At 69.0% G+C, this 21389-nt stretch carries 11 protein-coding genes and 7 pseudogenes; 5 read left to right on the forward strand and 13 right to left on the reverse strand.

Annotated elements, in window-relative coordinates; genetic code table 11:
- Positions 1 to 245 precede the first annotated feature (245 nt).
- On the forward strand, positions 246 to 1607 hold the full coding sequence (gene glnA, locus C3489_RS12945) for a type I glutamate--ammonia ligase (RefSeq protein ID WP_103781923.1): 1362 nt from the start codon (positions 246 to 248) through the stop codon (positions 1605 to 1607).
- Between the two features lie 1108 nt (positions 1608 to 2715).
- Here glnA and C3489_RS12950 read toward each other — a convergent pair.
- The 8 genes and pseudogenes from C3489_RS12950 to C3489_RS39350 all read right to left on the reverse strand — a co-directional run.
- Positions 2716 to 3962 (reverse strand): annotated as a pseudogene (locus C3489_RS12950) (tyrosine-type recombinase/integrase).
- A 75-nt stretch (positions 3963 to 4037) separates the two neighbouring features.
- Positions 4038 to 4276 (reverse strand): annotated as a pseudogene (locus C3489_RS39345) (helix-turn-helix transcriptional regulator).
- A gap of 442 nt (positions 4277 to 4718) precedes the next feature.
- Positions 4719 to 6197: an ATP-binding protein gene (locus C3489_RS12960; RefSeq protein ID WP_103781924.1), complete on the reverse strand. Its 1479-nt coding sequence runs from the start codon at positions 6195 to 6197 to the stop codon at positions 4719 to 4721.
- Between the two features lie 2 nt (positions 6198 to 6199).
- A pseudogene (locus tag C3489_RS12965) lies at positions 6200 to 7056 on the reverse strand (bifunctional DNA primase/polymerase).
- The gene (locus C3489_RS12970; RefSeq protein WP_103781925.1) at positions 7053 to 7784 is read right to left on the reverse strand and encodes a DNA cytosine methyltransferase; all 732 of its coding nucleotides are present in this window, start codon (positions 7782 to 7784) and stop codon (positions 7053 to 7055) included. Before C3489_RS12970 ends, C3489_RS12965 begins: the two are co-directional and overlap by 4 nt.
- Before the next feature lie 711 nt (positions 7785 to 8495).
- Positions 8496 to 8959 (reverse strand): annotated as a pseudogene (locus tag C3489_RS12975) (hypothetical protein).
- Positions 8960 to 9176: 217 nt separating this feature from the next.
- Positions 9177 to 10298: pseudogene (locus C3489_RS12980) on the reverse strand (ATP-binding protein); the annotation flags it as partial.
- A 388-nt stretch (positions 10299 to 10686) separates the two neighbouring features.
- Positions 10687 to 10833, reverse strand: a pseudogene (locus tag C3489_RS39350) (helix-turn-helix domain-containing protein); the annotation flags it as partial.
- A gap of 297 nt (positions 10834 to 11130) precedes the next feature.
- On the opposite strand from C3489_RS39350, the gene C3489_RS38345 reads away from it, so the two are divergent.
- The 3 genes and pseudogenes from C3489_RS38345 to C3489_RS12995 all read left to right on the forward strand — a co-directional run bounded on the left by C3489_RS38345 (position 11131) and on the right by C3489_RS12995 (position 13014).
- On the forward strand, positions 11131 to 12360 hold the full coding sequence (locus tag C3489_RS38345) for a hypothetical protein (protein ID WP_146075314.1): 1230 nt from the start codon (positions 11131 to 11133) through the stop codon (positions 12358 to 12360).
- Between the two features lie 158 nt (positions 12361 to 12518).
- Positions 12519 to 12605: pseudogene (locus C3489_RS12990) on the forward strand (glutamine synthetase); the annotation flags it as partial.
- Between the two features lie 163 nt (positions 12606 to 12768).
- Positions 12769 to 13014, forward strand: a complete 246-nt coding sequence (locus C3489_RS12995; RefSeq protein ID WP_103781926.1) for a hypothetical protein — start codon at positions 12769 to 12771, stop codon at positions 13012 to 13014.
- Here the strand turns inward: C3489_RS12995 and C3489_RS13000 are convergent.
- From C3489_RS13000 to C3489_RS13015, 4 genes are all read right to left on the reverse strand, one after another.
- A complete protein-coding gene (locus C3489_RS13000; protein WP_103781927.1) occupies positions 13011 to 14030 on the reverse strand; it encodes a TolB-like translocation protein in 1020 nt (339 codons plus the stop codon). The two genes, C3489_RS12995 and C3489_RS13000, sit on opposite strands and share 4 nt — an antisense overlap.
- A complete protein-coding gene (locus tag C3489_RS13005) occupies positions 14027 to 15337 on the reverse strand; it encodes an MFS transporter (protein ID WP_103781928.1) in 1311 nt (436 codons plus the stop codon). The genes C3489_RS13000 and C3489_RS13005 overlap by 4 nt, the downstream gene beginning before the upstream one ends.
- A 1-nt stretch (position 15338) precedes the next feature.
- Positions 15339 to 16226, reverse strand: coding sequence for an alkaline phosphatase family protein (locus C3489_RS13010; protein ID WP_103781929.1), 888 nt, complete (start codon positions 16224 to 16226; stop codon positions 15339 to 15341).
- A gap of 110 nt (positions 16227 to 16336) precedes the next feature.
- On the reverse strand, positions 16337 to 16813 hold the full coding sequence (locus C3489_RS13015) for a VOC family protein (RefSeq protein ID WP_103781930.1): 477 nt from the start codon (positions 16811 to 16813) through the stop codon (positions 16337 to 16339).
- 703 nt (positions 16814 to 17516) lie between these two features.
- Between C3489_RS13015 and C3489_RS13025 the strand changes: the two genes are divergently transcribed.
- The gene (locus tag C3489_RS13025) at positions 17517 to 20513 is read left to right on the forward strand and encodes a bifunctional [glutamine synthetase] adenylyltransferase/[glutamine synthetase]-adenylyl-L-tyrosine phosphorylase (RefSeq protein WP_103781931.1); all 2997 of its coding nucleotides are present in this window, start codon (positions 17517 to 17519) and stop codon (positions 20511 to 20513) included.
- Here C3489_RS13025 and C3489_RS13030 read toward each other — a convergent pair.
- Positions 20510 to 21367: a phosphatase PAP2 family protein gene (locus C3489_RS13030; RefSeq protein ID WP_103781961.1), complete on the reverse strand. Its 858-nt coding sequence runs from the start codon at positions 21365 to 21367 to the stop codon at positions 20510 to 20512. The genes C3489_RS13025 and C3489_RS13030 overlap by 4 nt on opposite strands.
- Between the last annotated feature and the right edge of the window lie 22 nt (positions 21368 to 21389).

The following is a 21389-nucleotide window of genomic DNA, read 5'->3' on the forward strand; positions in this document are numbered from 1 at the left end:
AAGGGGCGTGGGATCGCTCACGTCCGAACCGAACCGGCCATTACGGATGCCGGTCCGAACAGGCAAGATGGGCGGCAGAGCAGTACACCCCAGGGACACGGGCCGTTCGGCCTGCGGCCGCCCGGCCGATCATGGTCCGCAACGCGCGTGAAACGGTCGTGTGATGGGATGCTGCTCAGGTGCCCGACCGCCTCCCGCCTCGCCGGGGACAGGCGGCCTGACCAGCAAGGATGGGGAAGCGGAAGATGGACAAGCAGCAGGAGTTCGTGCTCCGGACGTTGGAGGAGCGCGACATCCGGTTCGTACGCCTGTGGTTCACGGACGTGCTGGGCTTCCTGAAGTCCGTTGCCGTGGCCCCGGCCGAACTGGAGCAGGCCTTCGACGAGGGCATCGGCTTCGACGGCTCCGCCATCGAGGGCTTCGCCCGCGTCTACGAGTCCGACATGATCGCCAAGCCGGACCCGTCCACCTTCCAGGTGCTGCCCTGGCGGGCCGAGGCCCCCGGCACCGCGCGCATGTTCTGCGACATCCTCATGCCGGACGGCTCCCCCTCCTTCGCCGACCCCCGGTACGTGCTCAAGCGCGCCCTGGCCCGCGCCTCCGACCTCGGCTTCACCTTCTACACGCACCCCGAGATCGAGTTCTTCCTGCTGAAGGAGAAGCCGCTCGACGGCAGCCGCCCCACCCCGGCCGACAACTCCGGCTACTTCGACCACACCCCGACCAACGTCGGCATGGACTTCCGCCGCCAGGCGATCACCATGCTGGAGTCGATGGGCATCTCGGTGGAGTTCTCCCACCACGAGGGTGCCCCGGGCCAGCAGGAGATCGACCTGCGCTACGCCGACGCGCTGTCCACCGCCGACAACGTCATGACGTTCCGCCTGGTGATGAAGCAGGTGGCGCTGGAGCAGGGCGTGCAGGCCACGTTCATGCCGAAGCCGTTCTCCGAGCACCCGGGCAGCGGCATGCACACCCACCTGTCCCTCTTCGAGGGCGACCGCAACGCGTTCTACGAGTCGGGCGCCGAGTTCCAGCTCTCCAAGGTCGGCCGCTCCTTCATCGCGGGCCTGCTGCGGCACGCGGCGGAGATCTCGGCCGTCACCAACCAGTGGGTCAACTCCTACAAGCGCATCTGGGGCGGCTCCGAGCGCACCGCCGGCGCCGGCGGCGAGGCCCCGTCCTACATCTGCTGGGGCCACAACAACCGCTCGGCCCTGGTCCGCGTCCCGATGTACAAGCCCGGCAAGACCGGCTCCGCGCGCGTGGAGGTCCGCTCCCTGGACTCCGGCGCCAACCCCTACCTGGCCTACGCCGTCCTGCTGGCGGCCGGCCTCAAGGGCATCGAGGAGGGCTACGAACTCCCGCCGGGCGCCGAGGACGACGTCTGGGCCCTGTCCAACGCCGAACGCCGCGCGATGGGCATCGAACCCCTCCCGCAGAACCTCGGCGAGGCCCTGACCCTCATGGAGAGCAGCGACCTGGTCGCCGAGACCCTGGGCGAGCACGTCTTCGACTTCTTCCTGCGCAACAAGCGCTCGGAGTGGGAGGAGTACCGCTCCGAGGTCACCGCGTTCGAGCTGCGGAAGAACCTGCCGGTGCTGTAGGGGCAGGTCAGAGCGGGTTCTCCGCTGATGCGGTGCATGGGGCTGACGGCTGCAAACCGTCGGCCCCATGGTGTCTCACTGGGTCTCTGGGCCGTCTCTGGGCCGTCGCAGCGCCGAGACCTCAATCCTCAAGGTGTCCCTGCCTTTGCAGGGAGGCAACCCTGGCTAGTAATGCTTGGTCAGGTTCCTCCGTCGGTGGCGTGTCCCCTTCCGGAGGCCGTCGCTCGCGGGCGCGAGCTGCCGAGGGTCGCGTGGCCGTACGCCGCTCCGCGCGATCAGCGAACTACCGGTACTGCCGGATTAAGCGAGTCGTACTGTGTCGCCACTCGTCCGCTGGCCCACAAGATGCGCACATGCATTTCGAATGAGATCCTTTTATAGGGCCGCGCGGTCACCTGTATGCGGCGACCAGTCCGAATGTGCGGTTTTTTAAGGATTTCTGCGGGTTGGATCTGGCATGGGAGACCCAGACGAAGAGAGCAACAGCAAGCGGCAGGGCAGAGGCGTCGCGATCGCCTCTGTCCTCGTCTCTCTCGCAGCTCTCGGTGTATCCGTAGGCTCTTATATCTCCCAAGATGACATTGGTGAGCGTCAAGTGAGAATTGCTGAGCAGCAGCAGCAATTGGAACAGCGATTGGGGCTGCCCAGAGTGTCATGGTTTCATAGGATTTATTCTGATAAGCGTGCTGACGAGCTGGTCGTCGAAAATCGTGAGGCACTAACGATCACGTCCGTCACCTTCAATGTATACAGTCGCAATGATCCAGACTCCCCCATAATTCAGAGAATTGAAATGCCTATCATTGCGGCATGTCAACGCGCTTGGGCCACGATCCCTCAGGGGAAGCTGAAAGGTAGAGTTCTTTCACTGACTTTCCAAGATTCCACCGGGAAGTACTGGCGCTCCTTTCAGCAGAACCTGACACAAACTCGGCCACCCGACTATTCTCACCTCGAAGATCACGGTACTCTCGACGTGGATATATTTGAGTCATCGAAAGCGATCTGCTAGTCGTGCTCGCGGTAGTCGTGCTCAATGTGCCAGCTCAGGGATAGCTTGCACCATAGTGTTAGCTATCCCGGAAGCCGGGCTTTCCGCCTCCCGTCTCTACGCCGTCAGAGAAGGGGCAGCCGCCTGATACAGGCCGTCCACGGCCTTCCGTGCTCGTTCGTCGCTGCTCGGCATGAGGTGCGTGTAGACCCGGAGCGTGAACCCCGGATCACTGTGTCCGAGGTAGGTGCTCAGCGCCTTGACGTTCTCGCCGGCGTCCAGGAGGACCGAGGCGTAAAAGTGCCTGAGGGCATGCATGCCGTGTTCGCGGGCAGCCTGGTGCCGCTCTCCCGGCATCGGTGCTGGGATCACCCTAGCGGCCACGAGTGCCGGCTTCCATGCGCGGTCGTTGAAGTCGGTACGCCGAACCGCGCCCGCGCCGTCGAGGCGGGTGAACAGCAGCCGTTTCGTGACAGGCGGTCCGTCCACTCGAAGCCAGGGCAGGGTGATCTCTACGGGCGGGAATGCCTCCATGTGCTGCTTGAGGACATGTGCCACGCGGTCCGGCAAGGGTACGTCGCGGATCTTGTTCCGCTTTGGTAGGGCGAAGACGAGACCCTGCTTCGTCACCTTCACCTGGTTCGCGATGTGCAGCCATCCGCAGTCGAAGCCGATTTCATCGGCCGCCAACCCGAAGATCTCCCCTTGTCGGAGTCCGCATCCGCCTCCGAGGTCGACCGTGGCTCGGTAGCGCTCCGGTAGCGCCGCTCGTACGGCGAAGACACGTTCCGCGGTCCACGGCACAACGCGTCCACTCCCCGCAGCAGGCGGACGCACCCATGGTGCGTGGCACGGGTTCTTCGACAGGTGCCCGTCGTCCACTGCCGCGTTGAGAACCGTCGACACGTTGTTGGAGATCACGCGCCGGTACGACACGCGGGGAGGGCCCGTTCCAGATCGCTGAGCCAATCACGGATGTGTTCCGGCTTGAACGAGCCGAGCGGTCGCGGTCCCAGGTAGGGGATGGCGTGGCCGCGAATTGCGGACTCCACAGACTCGCGCGTCGTCACATCGGTGGTCTGTGTGTTCAGCCACTTCTCGGCGTACTGCCGGAAGGTCACTCGGCTCGCGGCCGGGTCTACGTACTGCCCCCGAGACATATCCGCCTCGATGTGCGCGAGCCATTGATCGGCCAGTCGCTTCTGTCCGTCGGGGAATGACTTGCTCTTCTCGGTTCCGTCCGGGCCGATGTAGCGGGCCCGGTAGCGCATTCCGGTGCCGTATCGGTCCGTGCGGACGCGGCGGGGCTTGCCGGCGGCGTCGGGTTCGGTCTTGGACCACCGGTCTTGGATGTGTCCTGCCATCAGGCAGTAGTCCTCTCGACATGCGGCAGGGAGAGCCGCATGGGCGGCTCTCCCTGCCGTGTGGTGGGTGTTCGTTTAGGCGGCGATCTCGGCCTGCTTGCGCTGGTCGACGTAGGCCCGCACGTCGGCGGGGTCGTAGCGCAGGTGCCTGCCGATCCGGAAGCCGCGCGGGCCGGTGCGCTTCTTGCGCCACTGGTAGACGGTCTCCAGTGGGTACCTCGAACATCTCAGGCAATGTCGTCGGGGGTGAGATACGGGTCCGGGAGGCCGTTTCGGAGGGTGGCGCGGGGGTCGGGATCTGTCGGCGTTGCCATAGGGACTCCAAGTGGGGAGGGCATGGCCGCGTCTGTCCGAGGTGGGGATTACTGCGTCACCCGCGTCATCTGCGTCATTCACGCTCCTGACCTGCGGTTTGGAGGTGACGCAGAGTCTGGAGGGTGCGTCATCAGTGACGCAGACCTTCGTCATCGGGGTGACGCAGGTGACGCGGGGTGACGCAGATATGAGCCGTCTGCGTCACCACCTTTTCAGCAGGTCACAAGCCGTTTTCGGGGTGTGGGTGACGCAGGTGACGCACCGTCTCTCTACTTCGGACAAGAAGGGGCTGGTGCCTGTTGTATTGCGCGGCTCAGAGAATGAAGAACGGGCCGCTTCGCGGCGCGACCATCGCTGGGCGGCTCCGCCGCCGAACAGCAAGAGGAGCACGCGGGGGCGGGGTGCTCCTCTTGCTTGTGTGGTGGTCGTAGTGCCGCGCGGTCAGAAAGCCGCTTCCTGCTCGGGTGGGGGCGGCCCGTCGGCCGATCGCGCGATCTCGATGAAGCGGGACGTCTTGGTGCGCCCCCACTCGATGAGGACGCCCCGGGCGGCGAGGGTGGGCTGAAGGCGCTTGAGGCGGTCCGAGAGCACCTTGCCGGTGGTCGGCCAGCCCTTGGGCAGGGGACGGCACTCCTCGCCGCTGTAGAGGCTACTGAGGCAGTGCAGCCATTCGGCGGAGGTCATCCGCTGCTCGGCGCCCGGATCGATGCCGGCGGCGTGCTTCAGCACGGTCTGTGCGAGCAGGTCGCCTTCGATGACGTCGTCGTTGAGGTCGTCGAGGCTGGCCCGGTAGGCGGCGAGCGACCCGAACCCGGTGGCCGCGTCGAGTTGCGCGCACAGGTGGGCGAAGTCGGCCATGCGCAGGTCGGTCGGGATGTCCGCCTGTGCTGCGCGGACCTTGACCGTGAGGTCGAGCAGGGAGCCGAGGATGACCGGCAACGCCTCGGCGTACTCGGCCCACAGTTCCGCCTCCGTGCGCCGGACCTTGGGCCGCTCCAGCCGCAGGGGCAGGAGCCGTTCGGCCAGGTCCGGTCGGATCACGCCCACGTCGATGCCCGTGAGGAGCAGGGGGCGGCGGTAGCGGGCGCGGAAGACGTCGCCGTCGGTGAAAAGGGCGCGCTTGACGTTCTCGGCGCCGGTGACGATGCAGCACATGGCGTCGGACAGGTCGGGGGTCATGTGGGAGAGGTTGTCCAGGGCGGTGACCCATCCGGCGGCAACGGCCGCGATCAGGTTCTCCTCATCCTTCGGAGCGCGGCGCAGGTCCCCGCTCATGCCCTCGACGACGCGCACGAGCATCCGGCCGCCGGTGGACTTTCCCGCGCCCTGCGGCCCGGTGAGGAACGGCGCGGGGACGGGCACGGACGGCTCCAGGCAGCCGATGCGCCAGGCGATGGCCAGGCACTCGGTTTCCGCCGTGGCGAAGTTGCACAGCCTGAGCAGGAGGTCGATGCCCTTGCCGTTGGTGTCCTTGGCCGGCAGCGGCAACTCCCCGGTGAGCTGGGTACGCCGCCAGCACACCTCACGCGGGTCGGGGACGGCGATGTCCCAGCCGCTGGGGTGGATGCGGACGGACTGCCCGTCGTCTCGGCCCAGATCCAGCCAGGTCCCCCCGTCGAATCCGGGGGCGACGCGGATGTGCACGGGCTGCACGTCCTCGGTCAGCGCGAGTGCTTCGATCAAGTCCAATGCCTCTTTGAGGGCGGTGCCGTTGAAGACGCCGACTCCGTCGCGGAAGAGGCCGACCATGAGTTCCTGGCGGTGACTTCCCGTGGTGCCCTGGGAGCGGATCGGGCGGGCCACGGGGTGTCCGTTCTTCTGCGCGTACACGGTGCCGTCGGCGGTCCGGAAGTACCGGAAGTGGGATTGGGCGTAGTCGGTGATGATCTGGCGGGCGGGGTTCTTGTCGTCGTCCGTCATGCTCACAGTCCCAACGTCGTACGGGCGTTTGCCCACGCCTCGGTGCAGTGCCGCAGGGTCTCGCCCTTGGTCTGCGCGGCGGTGAACAGCCGCCCGATGTGAGCGTCGGTGAGGCAGCCACACCGCCCGTGCCTGGACAACACAGCCAGGAACGTCCGGTACACCGTGGCGTGTACTCCGCTGCGCGCCTCTGTGATGCGCTGCTGTGCCATGGCGATACCCCGCTCCAGGTAGGCGGGGGCCCGGTGCGGGCACGCCCCGCCCCCCGCCCCCCCGCCGGCGCGGGCACGGTGACGGATGGCGGTGCCGGCCGGGCCGGGGAGGGCGCCTTGACGGCCAGAGCGCGGACCGCGTCCGGCAACTCGGCCATGGCGCCGGTGCCGGGGCCGAGGTAGCGGGCGTAGGCCATGGTGGACTTGATGTCGACGCCGGGCCGGGCCCCGTTGTGGGAGGTCATGGTGCCCCGGTAGATCCAGTGCTCACCGCGCGTCGTCGCCACCGTCCGGGTGGCGACCAGGGCGGTGCGGGCCCAGGCGAGGGCGTCCGCGTCGTCCAGGTCCACGACGGTCAGCCCGGCGCCGCCCGGGTGGTAGCCGACGCACACCGCCTGCCGCCACGCCGCCAGCCACGGGGGCGAGGCGATGACGGCCGGGTCGGTGGTGGCGGCGGCCCAGGCGTGGCAGACGCCGGGGCACCGGCAGGGGCCGGGGATCTTCATGTTCGGCCGGCCGCCGCACGCGTTGTCCGCGCACGAGGGGCAGTTACCGAACGGCACCTTGCCCCGGCGCAGGGGCAGCACCGGCACCCCGGACGCCGCCAGGCTCAGCGCGGTCTGCATAAGGTCTGGGGCTGTGGTCATGCCGCCACCTCCCACGCGGGCGCGAGAGCTGCGATTGCGGCGCGGCCGATGTGCTCGCTGTAGGCGGGCGGGATGGCCTCCGTCAGTTCCTCGCGCACGTCGGTCCAGTCGACGTCCATGGCCGCTTGCAGCTCCGGGACGGTGGGCTTGCCGCCGCCGTTGCCGTAGGCGGCGACGTAGGGCCTGTCGTAGAAGCGGCCATGCCGCCAGCCACGCACGCGGCCCCGGTGCGGCACGTGCGGGGGCCGGTCGATGCTCCAGCCGCCCAACTCGAAGTTGCGGTGCCGGATCACCCCCAGCCCGAACATCTCCCCACACAGGGTCAGGTCCTTACGGATCTCCGCCCGGCCGTTCGGCTGCTCGATCACGTACGGGAGGCCGGTGGCGTCCAGCAGCTCACGAGTGGGCGCCACGAGATCGACGTGCGTGCCGCCCCAACCCTGCGACCGGTTCGTGCCCACCGTCAGGGAGCACTGGTCCTGGCACGGCGGGGAGGCGTGGACGAACGCGTACCGGCGGATCTCCCCGGTGGTGATCAGGCGGGCGAGGTAGGCGAGCGCGTCGCCCCGGTGGTACAGGAAGGGGTAGTTGGGCCGGTCGGCGATGTCGCAGCCGTGCACGGCGAATCCGGCACGGGCGTATCCCATGGCGGCGCCGCCGGCGCAGGAGAACAGGTCCAGCAGTAACGGTCGGATGACGTCTCGCCGGACGTCAGTCGGATGAGTCATCCTGGTGTCTCCAGATCCTGAGATGGGCTGGGTGACCGAGGCGACCCCACGTCATTGCCGTGAGGGGGGTCGCCTCGTGTGTCTTTGAGGTTCGTGCGTCCTGCTCATGTGCTGCCTCAGAAGGCGCTCAAGTTCCGTTTCGAAGGCCGGGAGAGGTCGTATAAGTGGAGCGTGAGCGGACTTGATTGGGGAACTGTCCCCGCCTGGTTCAGTGCGATTGGCACGAGCGGATCGCTTCTTCTTGGCTTTTTCATCCTGCTTCGAGATCGCAGGAAGGAGGAGCGGCAAGAGGCTCAGAAAGTAGTGACGCACTTTCACGGGGACGCGGAAGAGAACGCTATTAGAGTCCATCTCCTGAACACGGCGGATCGTCCAGTCTTGTATCCGGAGGTAGTGACCACTGGTCCGGAGGAGCAACTGTTCGAATCAGTCAGGGTTGATGCCGGTGAGGAAGTGGACGTCCTTGTGCCTCGATACGCAGGTGGCGTCCGAAACCGTCCTATTGCGGTGCGCTTTTTCGACGCTGATGGCTATCAGTGGGTTCGCGATCTACGTTCCGGTGATGTCTTCCGACGCAAGAGGCTGAGGCGTGGAGACCCGAATGTTCGTCTGTTGCTGCGACCGCATTTCTGGACGCAGTGGCTTGCTTACCTTCTCCAGAGGCGCAGGCTGCGGCGGTAACCGGCGAGAAAGTTCATGCCATGCGGCATGCTAACCATGGAAGTGGTTGCGCTTGAAGACGGCCTTGCGGATGTTGACCGTGGTCCCGGCCCCGGGGCGGTGGCCGAAGACCTGCACGGCGATCCATCCGCCGAAGATGAGGGCGGCGAGGATGATGAGCTGCTGGATGAACGCGGTGAGCGCGGCGATGAACGTGGTGAGCAGCAGCAGCCCGCCGCACACGGCGAGGAACCCGACGCCCCCGAGGGCGACGTTCACCGCCGTGCGGGAGACGGCCGGCTTGGCGGTCACCGGCTCGGGCTTGGCCGGGGTGATGGCGTGCCGGTGACGACCCGCCCGTCCGGCAGGACGACGCTGGCCACGGTCGGCAGGCTGTCCGCCTGGACCGGCACGAGCGGCGCCACGTTGGGCACGGCTGGAGGGGTGAGGGGGGTGGGGTGGTGGACGTTCAGCGCCCGTTCGGCGGGCGCGTGGCCGGGGTGTTCCGGGTGCATGCGGAATCCCTTCGAAGGATGCGGCAGGGAGGCGGAGGCACCCCCTGCCGCAGTGGCGTGCGGAGGGGGTTTTCGGGGGTGTGACCTGCGTGCCTCCCTGACTCCCTGATGGATTATTTGTGCTGGTCATGGCAAGGGAGGCGGGTCAGGGAGGGGGTTAGGGAGTTCTCCCTGCCTCCCTGCCTCCCTGCCCCGGGCGGGGTTCGCCTCCCTGGGGTCAGGAGGCGGAAGCGGAACCGTCGGCGTCGCGGTTGGCGAGGGCGCGGGTGACGCGGTCGCGGGCGACGACCATGCGGCCGTCGGACTTGTAGGGCTCCGCGCCGGTGTCCTCCAGCACGCGGCGCAGGTCGGTGAACGTCCACCGGCCGTAGGCGTCCGGGTTGAGCGCGGACAGTCGCTTGAGCACGTCCTGGGTGACCAGCCGCTGCGTCTCGCCGAACACGGAGTGGATGTCGGCGAGCGGGTCGCGCTCCTCGCTCCGGTCGATGACCCGCAGGGTGGTCACGCCGTCGCGCAGCCGCTTGGCGCGCTCGGCGATCTCGGCGGCGGCGTCATCGTCGATGTAGTGGGTGCGCACCGTGATGGAGGACTGGCCGGCCGGGATGGCGATGCCGTCTGAGGCGACCACGACGGTGCCCTTGTCCAGGCCCTGGCGCAGCAGGTGCGGGGCGGCGCCGCTGTTGACGGCCTTGTCCCCCAGCGCCATCCGCGCCTGGGACTCCGTGCCGAGGGCGAGCGCGGCGCGGGTGTGGGCGCCCTCGCGGACCAGCTTGGGCAGGTTCTGGTCGGTGGGGTCCTGGGTGCCTTGCCACAGCAGGACGTTGACCGTACGGCCCTGGTTGTGGATCTTGCGGGCGGCGTTGAAGTAGCGGCTGGTCGACCGCTGCCCGCCGTAGGGGCGCTTCTCCTCGTCGACCGCCGGGCACATGAACGCCACCTGCGCCTCGTCGACGATGATGACCAGCGGCGGGAACTCGGTGCCGGCGGGCGCCTGGAGGCGGCGGTTCATCTCCTCCACGCCGTTCTCCACCATCTCGGTCACCTGGATGACGTGGTCATCCGTCGGGCCCATGATGAGGACGCCGGCGATGCCGTCGAACATCTTCCAGTCCTTCAGGCCCTTGAGGTCACCGATCCAGAACTCCACCGACCGGTCCAGGGCCAGCCACAGGGCCAGTGCCCGCAGGGCGGCGGTCTTGCCCTGGTTGGACAGACCGGTGATGAGCAGGTGCCGCTGATACAGGCTCAGGGCCGCCGCGTCCCCGCGCAGGTCCTGCCCCCACGGGGCGCGTCCCTTGGCGTAGTCGGCGGTCAGCGTCTCGTCGGTGGTCAGCGGGGACGCCGTCAGCGCGGGCATGGGCATCAGCGGCCTGGTCCTGCTCGGCATCGCAAGCGGCGCAAGCTCGCCGAGAACCTGACCCGGCATGAGCAATGCGCAGTCTGTAGCAGCGCAGGGAGTGTGGCGATGACGCTGCCGAGCCGCCCGCCCTGGTAGTCGTTCCATGCTTGCTCCACACGCACGGCCACGGGCGCAGGTGTGGGCAGCTGCACCTCGGCCTCAGGGCCGAAGAGCAGGCGGACAGTCGGCGGGGGCTCATGAGCGCGTCGCGCACGGCGGGAACGTCATCCTGCTGTCGCTCGTCCTCCATGAGCACCGTCTGGCCGAGCAGGTCCCCGAGGGGCACCCGCAAGATGCGCGCCAAATCCGCGAGCATGTCGATGCGGGGCGGCTTCCTCCGCCCAGTCTCAATCTTCGCCAGCCAATCGGCGCTTCGGCCGACGAGGCCGGCCAGTACCTCTTGCGTGTAACCCCGGCGCCTGCGGTAGAACGCGATCCGCTCGCCGGTGCTCAGGTGATCTCCGAGACCACGCATTGCGTGCTGCCTCCTGCTGTTGAAGGGGCCCACCTCAAGGTACAGAGGCGGTGAGGAGAGAGGTAGGCGCTCCCGCGACGTGACGCCGCGACGGAGCGAGCGGAGCCCTCTTGGTGTGGCCCTCTGAGGCTCACACGAGAATCAGGCGGCGGAAGCCGCCGAGAGACGGCACAATAAGGGGCACTGGGAGCAACTTGGGGTGGGATCGTGGTACAGGAAGTTGAAGGCGGGGCGGTAGTCAACACCAGTCCTCGTCCGAGATTGCTGGTCTGGGGTTTTTGGAAAGAGGAAGGGCTAGTGGCGGAGCTTCTCAAACTCTGCCCGACGTCTCGGTATATTAAGAGCCTCAGGCAAGTGCGGCAGGCTGAGTGGGACATACTGGTTACGGATCAGGGCTGTGAAGAAAGTCAGCAGTATCTCGGCGTTACTCGGGTTGATCCGCATCTTTTTGTAGTGCACCGCACTCCCTCCGATGTCTTCATATTTACGGCAGAACAGCGCCCTGGATGGGTGAGCTCGATATCGGCACGGTCTGGCGTGATCTGCCAAGAGATCCAGCGCATGCGAAACCTGCCAGAACGCATCGCGACTTTGGTCCATGAGAAGCTTGAGCCTGTCATTGTGCAACGTTCATCTCATTGGATTTTTGAGCACCAGCGGGCATCGCCTCCAGTTAGTGAGCCTGCCCCCAATATCACTCCGTTCATTGCGACGGCAGACCAAGCCCCGCTCGCGGGAAGATATGCGCGTAGTCATTCTTCCGAAGCCTGGCTGCTGCCCCCCGACACTCCGGACCTCTGTGCTTGGGTGCAAGCCGCTTTGGGTGAATGGAACGGTTTGGCGCCCGAGCGCTTCCCGGGCGTACCAGACTGGTCGTCGCGAGACGCTTGGCTTACACAAGAAGAACTAACCCTTAAGGCGCAGATCGCAGAGGTTGAAAGGGAGCGGGCCGAGCAACTCGATCGTCTCCAAAAGGTCGAGGCCGAACTGCGTAGTCGTCTAGGCGTGGCTCGTGAGTCTGCTGACAGATATGAGCGCGCTCTGCTCACTGCTCAGTCTGATGAATTGAAGCAGGTGGTTATTCGTGTCCTGCGCGAACTCGGATTTACGGTTATTGATGCCGACGATAGTGCCTCGCCAGACGATCACCTGGAAGATTTGCACATCAAGGATCCTGAGCATCCGACGTGGATTGCGCTGGGTGAGGTTAAGGGTTACACCCGAGGGGCCAAGACCGAAGGGATGACGCAGTTTCTGCGCTTCAACATGCGTTACACCGCCAGGACGGGACGTAATCCAGATGCGTGTTGGTATATCGTGAACCAATTCGCCAAGCGGGACCCTTCGACTCGTCAACGAGCGCTGCACGGTAAAGATGAGGACGTGAATGCGTTCGGGGCTGCCAACGGTCTGCTGCTAGATACAGTGCAGCTCTTCCGGCTGCTCCGCATGGTCAGGGACGGCAGTTTGACCGAGAAGGCCGCGCGAGAACTGCTGAGGAGCGCCTCGGGTCGTTTGGACTTCTGAGGGCCTGCGAGTCTGCGGTGTCGAGTCTCCGTCGGGGCCGTCCATGGGCCGTCGAAGGGCAGCCCGCAGTGACCAACGACGACCAACGAGTAGCGTTCCATCGCAGGTCGCCGCCGTGCTGGCGTTGATTGTCCGAGGTCGCTAAGGGTCGACGTCTCTTCCTGCGCAACAAGCGCTCGGAGTGGGAGGAGTACCGCAGCGAGGTCACCGCGTTCGAGTTGCGGAAGAACCTGCCGGTGCTGTGATGTGAGCCGTTTCCGGGTGCTGTGTCGCTGAGCCGTCCCGTGTGCCGTGGTGTGGTGCGCGGGACTGTTCGAAAATGCCAGTGGCATATGTCTTGACTGTCCGGTTCGATGTGACAAGCGTGGGTCGCGTCACATCTCAGAGCAGGACAGGAGGCCCAGCACCATGTCGGCCGGACTCACCGCGCGGCGGATCGCGACAGCGATCGGAGCCGGTGCCGCTGTCGTCGCCCTAGGTCTCGGCAGCGCCGGCGTCGCCGACGCCAAGATTCACCAGGAAGACGTCTCCTGCACCAACAACGGAGGCAATGAACCCGGTGGCCAGCAGCCGACCTGTACGGGCGGCGGGCTGACGCAGAACACCGAGAACCAGAACCCCGCCGGCCACGCCCCGCCCGGACAGAACCCTTAAGGGAGGAATGCCGGGGACACCGCCGCGGTGCTGAGGCGCCGCGGCTTTCCCGTGCCGTCGGCCGGGACCTGGTAGAGGTCGGCGCCGTAGTCGCCGGGCAGGGCGTAGACCAGGGTGTGGTCGTCGCGCCAGACCGCCTGGTCGTCGACGCTGCGCGACTCGGCCAGCGGGGTCTCGCGCAGCGTGCGCAGGTCCAGGACGTACAGCCGCCACGGGGCGTCCTTCGGCAGGCCCGGCACCCGCTTCTTGAAGGCGATCCGGGTGCCGTCGGGGGACAGGGACGGGCACTCCACGTTCGTGCGCAGCGTGGTGACCGTACGGGCGTTCAGGTCGCCGCGCACCAGGTAGGTCCGGCCCTTCGTGGCCAGCGTCGCGTAGAAGGTGCGGTCGTCGGCGGCGAACGTCACCCCCCAGAAGTTCACGTCCGCCGCGCGGTAGCGGTGGCCGTCCTTGACGATCCGGAACGACTCCAGCGACGGGATCAGCGTCCCCGTGCGCACGTCCACGATCGCCGCGCGCGTGGAGAAGTTCGTCCCCGCGTAGGAGTCGCCGCCCACGAACGCCGTCCAGGCCGCGAAGTGCCCGCTCGGCGACACCCGGGCGCGGGACGGGATGCCGGGGACGTCGTAGTGGTGCGTCTCCTTCAGGCGGGCGTCGAGGAGTACGGCTCGGTAGGTGTCGGACACCGGACCGTGCACCGCCTGCAGACACACACCGGTGCCGGCGGCGGCGTGGAAGCGCAGGCACTTCACGCCGGAGGCGGTGCGCGGGCCCGTGGGGTCGGCGGCCGGCACGCCGGTCAGCTCGTCGCGGTGCGGGCCCCATGCCATGTTGCGGAAGATCACGCGGTGGCGGTCGCTCAGCGTGAGCGGGCCCCGGCTCACCCTCGGCCCGCCGGGCTGGGCCTGGTCCCGCCGCTCCGCCCGGGCCGAGGCGTGCAGCACCGACGCGACCCCGACCCCCGCCAGTACGGCGACGGCGGCGAGCAGGACCAGGATGCGGGTACGGGCGGTCATGCGGTGCCTTTCGGGCGCTGGGTGTCCGGGAGCGTTGTGGTCGGGTGCGGTGTGGTCGGGCGCAGGGTGAAGGAGAACGCTGCGCACAGGGCCAGCGCGAGGGCCGACGCCGTCAGCGCCGTGCGGTCGCCCCAGACCGTCCACAGCGCGCCGAACGCCAGCGAGCAGGCGAACCGGGCCAGCGCCTGGCCCGTCTGCACGAGCGCCAGCCCCGAGGAGCGCAGCGCCTCGGGCACGCTGTCCGAGGCCGCCGCCATCAGCACCCCGTCGGTGGCCGCGTAGAAGGCGCCGTGCAGCAGCAGCACCGCGTACGGCAGCGCGCTCCCGTGCCAGGACGTCAGCAGCAGGGCGTACGCCGTGAGCAGCGCGCCGTGTCCGGCCAGGAACATCCGCCAGCGGCCCACCCGGTCCGCCAGCCGGCCCGCCGGCACCGCCAGCAGCAGGAACGCGGCCGCCGTGCCCAGCGGCAGCAGCGCGAACCAGCGGTCGGACACGCCCAGGCGGCGCTGCAGCAGCAGATAGACGAAGGAGTCGCTGACCGTGGCCAGGCCCAGCATCAGGGCGCAGATCGTGATGCGGCGCAGGTCGCGTTGGCGCAGGAGCCCGACCGCGCCCCGCAGCGTGGGGCGCGTCTCGTCGGGTGTGGCCGGTGCCGTACGGCCGCCGGGGACGAACAGGACGAGTACCAGCACGCCCACGGCCGCCACGCAGAAGCTCACCGTGAACACCGCGTCGTAGCCGTCCACCGTGGCCCGCAGGATCCAGAACGCCACGAGGGGGCCGAGCAGGGCGCCCGCGGTGTCCATCGCCCGGTGCACCCCGAAGGCGCGGCCACGGGTCTCGGGGGTGCTGGACAGCGAGATCAGCGCGTCGCGCGGGGCGGTCCGCAGGCCCTTGCCGGTGCGGTCGGCCGCCAGGACCAGGCCGATGGGGGTGAGTGAGTGCGCCAGGAGGAGAAGGGGTTTGCAGGCCGCCGAGATGCCGTAGCCGAGGCCCGCCACCCACTTGTGCCGGCCCCCGCCGCGGTCGGCGAAGTGCCCGCCGAGAAGCCGTATCAGCGCCGAGAAGCCGTTGTAGACACCGTCCAGCAGCCCGAAGCCGAGCGGGGACAGGCCGAGGCCCGCCACCAGGTACAGCGGCAGGACGGCGGTCACCATCTCCGACGACACGTCGGTGATCAGGCTGACCGTGCCGAGCGCGAGGACGGTCGGGGCGACCGCGGCACGGCGCCGCCCGGCGGTCGGCCGGGCGGCGCCGTCCGCGGACGCCGGCGCCGGGGTGCCGGCGCGGCTGTCCGCGACGTACATGTCAGGCGGTCCAGATGCCGGTGATGTCCTTGGCGGAGGCCGCGTTGCCCGCGTGCGCGGTCAGGCCCTTGAGGTCCTCCAGGGTGCGCAGCAGGTCGTAGTGGTTGTACGTGGTGGCCGTGGAGGAGCCGGGGGTGACGGGCTGGCCGTAGAACACCGTCGGGATGCGGTTGCCGGACAGGCGGTTGTCCTCGTCGAAGGTGACGACGAGCAGGCTGTTGTGCGTCTTGGCCCAGGTCGCGTACGCGCCGAGGTTGTTCTTCAGCCAGGTGTCACCGGTGGACACCGAGCAGTCGTGCATGTCGCTGCACAGGTTCGGGACGACGAAGGAGATGTCGGGCAGGGTGGTGTAGTCGGTCGGGAACTGGCCGAACGTCTTCGCCGTGGAGGTGGGGACGTTGCTGAAGCCGAACCACGGGTTGTGCTTGCGGGCGTAGTTGCCGCTGCTGCACGTCGTCGAGCCCTGGCTGGGCAGGGACTCGTTGTAGCTGGCCCAGGTCTTGCCGGCCGACTGCAGTTCGGAGGCGAGGTTGGGGGCGGAGGAGAAGCCCGGGGTGTAGCAGCTGTCGTCGGTGATGCCCTGGGTGGAGCCGGAGAACAGGGCGAAGTAGTTCGGCTGGCTCGGGTGGGTCTCGGCGTAGGCCTGGCTGAGGTTGGCGCCGCCGGTCTTCAGCGAGTTGATGTACGGGGCGCTGGAGGAGCCGATGACCTGGCTGTAGGAGTGGTTCTCGAAGACCACGACGACCACGTGGTCCGGGGTGGGCACGGCGCCCGCGGCGTGCGCGGACTCACCGCCGAGCCCGGTCCACAGGCCTACCGCGGCGGCGGCCATGGCTGTGGCCGAGGCGAGGGCGGTACGGGCGCGGCGGTACACGGAACTGCCGGACACATCAACCTCCGAGGTGGGGACGGGCGGGGCTGGCGGTGCGGACAGAGCATGCACGCGTCAACATTCCCTTGCCTCGCGTTGTTGAACCCGGGGGGTGAAGAGCTGGTGAATTACTGGCTGTGCGTTGACTGTGTGGCGGGCTGTGTGGCCTGCGCGGCCAGCTCGGCCAGCACGCGGTGCAGTGGTTCCGTGGCGCGGCGGCGGTACTCCTGGATGGCCCAGCCGTTGCCGTCGGGGTCCGTGAAGTACATGAACGTGGCGCCGTCGTCCGGGGCGTACCGCACCGGGTCGGACACGTCCAGGCCGCGCTCCACCAGTTCGGCGTGGGCGGCCTCGATGTCGGCCACGCAGAGCTGGAGGCCCTGGTAGGAGCCCGGGGCCGGGCGGGGGCCCTTCGTCATCTCCCAGATGCTGTCGCCGAGGGCGATCGAGCAGCCGGAGCCGGGGGGTGTCAGCTGGACGATCCGCATGCCGGGCATGACCTCTGTGTCGATGTCGACGTGGAAGCCGACCTTGTCGCGGTAGAAGTCGCGGGCTCGGTCGATGTCGCTGACGGGGAGGGGGATCACTTCGAGGGTGAAGTCCATGGGGTCTCCTTCGGCTTCTCTCCACCGAACCGGAAATCGGGGGGCTTCGCCACCGGGTTCTGTTGCTCGCGGGTGCCTGCGGCGGCCTGTGCGGGTTGCGTTGTGGTTGCTCGCGGGTGCCTGCGGCGGCCCGTTGCTGTTGCGCTGTGGCTGGTCGCGCAGTTCCCCGCGCCCCTGAAATGCCTGCGGCGGCCCGTTACTGTCCGGTGGTCGGCTGGTGTAGCGCCTTCGGTCCGGTGGGTGGGTCGGGGCCGGGGTGGGGGGTATCCGTCCTCGGTCCGGCCCACTGTCCCCGACACGGGTGCCGTTGGCGGTGCCGGCCGCTGCGGGCGGACACCCCCCACCCCGTCCCCTTCCCGCCGTGGGCGACTGCGGGCCGTCGTCGGCTTAGCCGCGGGCCGCCGCGCGGGGCGGCACCCGTATCCGCATAGCTGCGGGCAGTCGTGCCGCTGGGGCGGCACGGGTGGGCGCAGCGGCACCTCGTCGCGCCGAGCTGCGCTGCCCACCCCCGGCCCGCTGCAGTGCCGGGTACGAGTCGGCGCCGGGTGCGGGTGGCCCGCCGTAACGCCGGGTGCATAGGCCAGGGTGGCTTAACCGGAACCCCCGTCGGCAGCCCGGCACCCTGGCTGCTGGACCCGGCTCATCCTCGCGGCTGCGGATAGGCTCTGGCCATAGGACCACCTGGATGTGAAGGAGGCCGGGGATGACGGTGCCGGGGCGCAGGAGCAGTACCTTTTCGCGGCTGCTGCGGCACGGATTCACCGACCCGTCCGCCGCCGAGCGCCTCCTGGACGGCCCGGAGCTGGCCGCCGTCCGCAGTGACCCGGTGCTGCTGGAGGCGCTGGGGGCCACCGCCGATCCCGATCTCGCCCTGCACGGGCTGGTGCGGCTGCTGGAGGCGCAGCCGGACCCCACGGCGCGGCGCGAGCTGCTGGACACGGTCATAGCGGCCAAGCCGCTGCGGGACCGGCTGCTGGGGGTGCTCGGCGCCTCCGCCGCGCTGGCCGACCATCTGGCCCGGCACCCCAGGGACTGGCACGCCCTGGTCACCTACGAGCCGTCCGACCTGCACCCCGGGCTCGTGGAGTTCGAGCGCGGGCTGCGGGAGGCCGTCGATCCCGTGTCGCTGCGCGTCGCCTATCGGCGCTGCCTGCTGTCCATCGCCGCCCGTGACGTCTGCGGTACCCGGGACGTCGCCGAGACCGCCGCCGAGCTGGCCGACCTGGCGACGGCGACGCTGCGGGCGGCGCTGGCCATCGCCAAGGCGGCCGCGCCGGAGGACGCCGCCGCCTGCCGGCTCGCCGTGATCGCGATGGGCAAGTGCGGCGGCCACGAGCTGAACTACGTCTCCGACGTGGACGTCATCTTCGTCGCCGAGGCCGCCGAGGGGGCCGAGGAGGGCAAGGCGCTGAAGTCCGCGACGCGGCTCGCCTCGCAGCTGATGCGGATCTGCTCCGAGTCCACCGTCGAGGGGTCCATCTGGCCCGTCGACGCCAATCTGCGGCCCGAGGGGCGCAACGGGCCGCTGGTGCGGACCCTGGCCAGCCATCTCGCCTACTACCAGCGCTGGGCCAAGACCTGGGAGTTCCAGGCGCTGCTCAAGGCCCGGCCGGTCGCCGGGGACGCCGAGCTGGGGCGGGCGTACGTCGAGGCCCTGGAGCCGCTGGTCTGGCAGGCCGCCGAGCGGGAGAACTTCGTCGCCGACGTGCAGAAGATGCGGCGGAGGGTCGTCGAGAACATTCCCGCGGACGAGGTGGAGAGGGAGCTCAAGCTGGGGCCCGGGGGGCTGCGGGACGTCGAGTTCGCCGTGCAGTTGCTGCAGCTCGTGCACGGCCGCGCCGACGCGTCGCTCCGCAGCGGTACGACGCTCTCCGCCCTGCAGGCCCTCGCGGCCGGCGGCTATGTCGGGCGGGCCGACGCCACGCAGCTCGACGAGGCGTACCGGTTCCTGCGCTCCATGGAGCACCGCATCCAGCTGTACCGGCTGCGCCGCACCCACCTGGTTCCGGAGGGCGAGGCCGACCTGCGGCGCATCGGGCGTTCGCTGGGCCTGCGCACCGATCCGGTGGCGGAGCTGACGCGTGAGTGGAAGCGGCACACCGGTGTGGTGCGCCGGCTGCACGAGAAGTTGTTCTACCGGCCGCTGCTCGACGCCGTCGCCCAGCTCGGGCCGGGAGAGGCGAGGCTGAGCCCGGAGGCGGCCCGCGAGCGGCTGATCGCCCTGGGGTACGCCGATCCCGCCGCCGCGCTGCGGCATCTGGAGGCGCTGGCCTCCGGTGTCACCCGCAAGGCCGCCATCCAGCGCACCCTGCTGCCGGTGCTGCTGGGCTGGTTCGCGGACTCCGCCGATCCGGACGCCGGGCTGCTCAACTTCCGCAAGGTCTCCGACGCGCTGGGCAAGACGCCCTGGTACCTGCGGTTGCTGCGGGACGAGGGGGCCGCCGCGGAGAACCTGGCGCGGGTGCTGTCCGCCGGGCGGCTCGCCCCGGACCTGCTGATGCGCGCCCCGGAGGCCGTCGCGCTGCTCGGCGACGGGGACGGCGGCGGGCTCGCGCCGCGCTCCCGGGCCCATCTGGAGCAGGAGGTCCTCGCGGCGGCGGGGCGCGCGGAGAACGCCGAGCAGGGTGTCACCGCGGCCCGTGGCGTGCGGCGCCGGGAGCTGTTCCGGACCGCCGCCGCGGACATCGTCGGGTCCTACGGCACCGAGACACAGCCCGCCGAGGCCGACCAGGGCGCCCTGGTGGACCGGGTCGGCGCCGCCGTCTCCGATCTGACGGCCGCGACCCTGGCCGGCACGCTGCGTGCCGTCGTGCGCGAGGGGTGGGGGGACACGCTGCCCACGCGGTTCGCCGTCATCGGCATGGGGCGCTTCGGCGGGCACGAGCTCGGGTACGGCTCCGACGCCGATGTGCTGTTCGTCCACGAGCCCCGGGACGGCGTCGACGAGCGGGAGGCCGGGGACGCCGCCAACAAGGTCGTCGCCGAGATGCGCCGGCTGCTGCAGATCCCCAGCCTGGACCCGCCGCTGCTGATCGACGCCGATCTGCGCCCGGAGGGCAAGTCGGGGCCGCTGGTGCGCACCCTGAAGTCGTACGAGGCCTACTACCGCCGCTGGTCCCTGGTGTGGGAGTCGCACGCGCTGCTGCGGGCCGAGCCGGTCGCCGGGGACGAGGACCTGGGGCGCCGGTTCGTGGAGCTGATCGATCCGCTGCGGTATCCGGCGGGCGGGCTCGACGAGGAGGCGGTGCGCGAGATCCGGCGGCTGAAGGCCCGCATGGAGTCCGAGCGGCTGCCGCGCGGCGCCGACCCCAAGCTGCACACCAAGCTCGGGCCGGGCGGGCTGTCCGACGTCGAGTGGACGGTGCAGGTGCTGCAGCTGCGGCACGCGGCGAAGGTCCCGGGGCTGCGCACCACCCGGACCCGGCAGGCGCTGGCCGCCGCCCGGGAGGCCGGGCTGCTGTCCGCCGAGGACGCGGAGATCCTGGACGAGGCATGGGTGCTGGCCACCCGGGTGCGCAACGCGGTCATGCTGGTGCGCGGGCGGGCCGGGGACACCTTCCCCACGGAGAGCCGCGAACTGGCCGCCGTCGGGCGCTATCTGGGATACGGGCCCGGGCACGTGGGCGACATGCTCGACGCCTACCGCCGTACGACCCGGCGGGCGCGCGGTGTCGTGGAGGAGCTGTTCTACGGGGGCTAGCCGGCCGCCGGGAGCGGTTCGTCGGCCGTGCGCGCCGCCACCTGTCTCGGCAGCGCGTACGGCAGCCTGCCGTACCAGAGCCACGCGACCGCGTACCCGAAGGTCAGGCACAGCACGCCGCCCACCGCGTCCAGCCAGAAGTGGTTGGCCGTGGCGACGATGACCAGGAGGGTCGCCGCCGGGTAGAGCAGGCCCAGCACGCGCGCCCAGGGCGCCTTGGCCAGCGCGAAGATCGTCAGGCCGCACCACAGGGACCAGCCGATGTGCATGGACGGCATGGCGGCGTACTGGTTCGACATGTGCTTCAGGTCGCCGGAGGCCATCGAGCCCCACGTCTGGTGGACCATGACGGTGTCGATGAAGCGGCTGCCGGTCATCAGCCGGGGCGGTGCGAGCGGATACAGGTAGTAACCGACCAGGGCGACACCGGTCGTGGCGAACAGGACCAGGCGGGCCGCACCGTAGCGGCCGGGATGGCCGCGGTAGAGCCATACCAGTACGCCGATCGTCACCACGAAGTGCAGCGTGGCGTAGTAGTAGTTCATGCCGATGATCAGCCAAGTCACCGAGTTCACGGCATGGTTCACGGACTGCTCGACGGCCAGGCCGAACTGGTGCTCCAGATGCCAGATCCAGTCCGCGTTGCGCAGGGCCTGCCCGCGCTGCTCGGGCACGGCGTTGCGGATGAGGGAGTACGTCCAGTAACTGAGCGCGATCAGAAGGATCTCGAACCACAGCCGCGGCGCCCGCGGGGTGCGAAGCCGGCCGATCAGACCCCGCCCCGAAGTGGCCGCGACGGCCTGCGGAACGGCCGCTTCCCGGCCTTCCTGAGTCGTCACGGTCGTGTCACCCATGAGCACGAATTCTGCCAGAAAA

The sequence above is a fragment of the Streptomyces sp. Ru71 genome (assembly GCF_002920535.1).
Classification (GTDB): domain Bacteria; phylum Actinomycetota; class Actinomycetes; order Streptomycetales; family Streptomycetaceae; genus Streptomyces.

Excerpts from the sequence above, each read along its gene's own strand:
- glnA (WP_103781923.1), top strand. The coding sequence starts at position 246 with ATGGACAAGCAGCAGGAGTTCGTGCTCCGGACGTTGGAGGAGCGCGAC.
- C3489_RS12960 (WP_103781924.1), bottom strand. The coding sequence starts at position 6,197 with ATGACGGACGACGACAAGAACCCCGCCCGCCAGATCATCACCGACTAC.
- C3489_RS12970 (WP_103781925.1), bottom strand. The coding sequence starts at position 7,784 with ATGACTCATCCGACTGACGTCCGGCGAGACGTCATCCGACCGTTACTG.
- C3489_RS12995 (WP_103781926.1), top strand. The coding sequence starts at position 12,769 with ATGTCGGCCGGACTCACCGCGCGGCGGATCGCGACAGCGATCGGAGCC.
- C3489_RS13000 (WP_103781927.1), bottom strand. The coding sequence starts at position 14,030 with ATGACCGCCCGTACCCGCATCCTGGTCCTGCTCGCCGCCGTCGCCGTA.
- C3489_RS13005 (WP_103781928.1), bottom strand. The coding sequence starts at position 15,337 with ATGTACGTCGCGGACAGCCGCGCCGGCACCCCGGCGCCGGCGTCCGCG.
- C3489_RS13015 (WP_103781930.1), bottom strand. The coding sequence starts at position 16,813 with ATGGACTTCACCCTCGAAGTGATCCCCCTCCCCGTCAGCGACATCGAC.
- C3489_RS13025 (WP_103781931.1), top strand. The coding sequence starts at position 17,517 with ATGACGGTGCCGGGGCGCAGGAGCAGTACCTTTTCGCGGCTGCTGCGG.
- C3489_RS13030 (WP_103781961.1), bottom strand. The coding sequence starts at position 21,367 with ATGGGTGACACGACCGTGACGACTCAGGAAGGCCGGGAAGCGGCCGTT.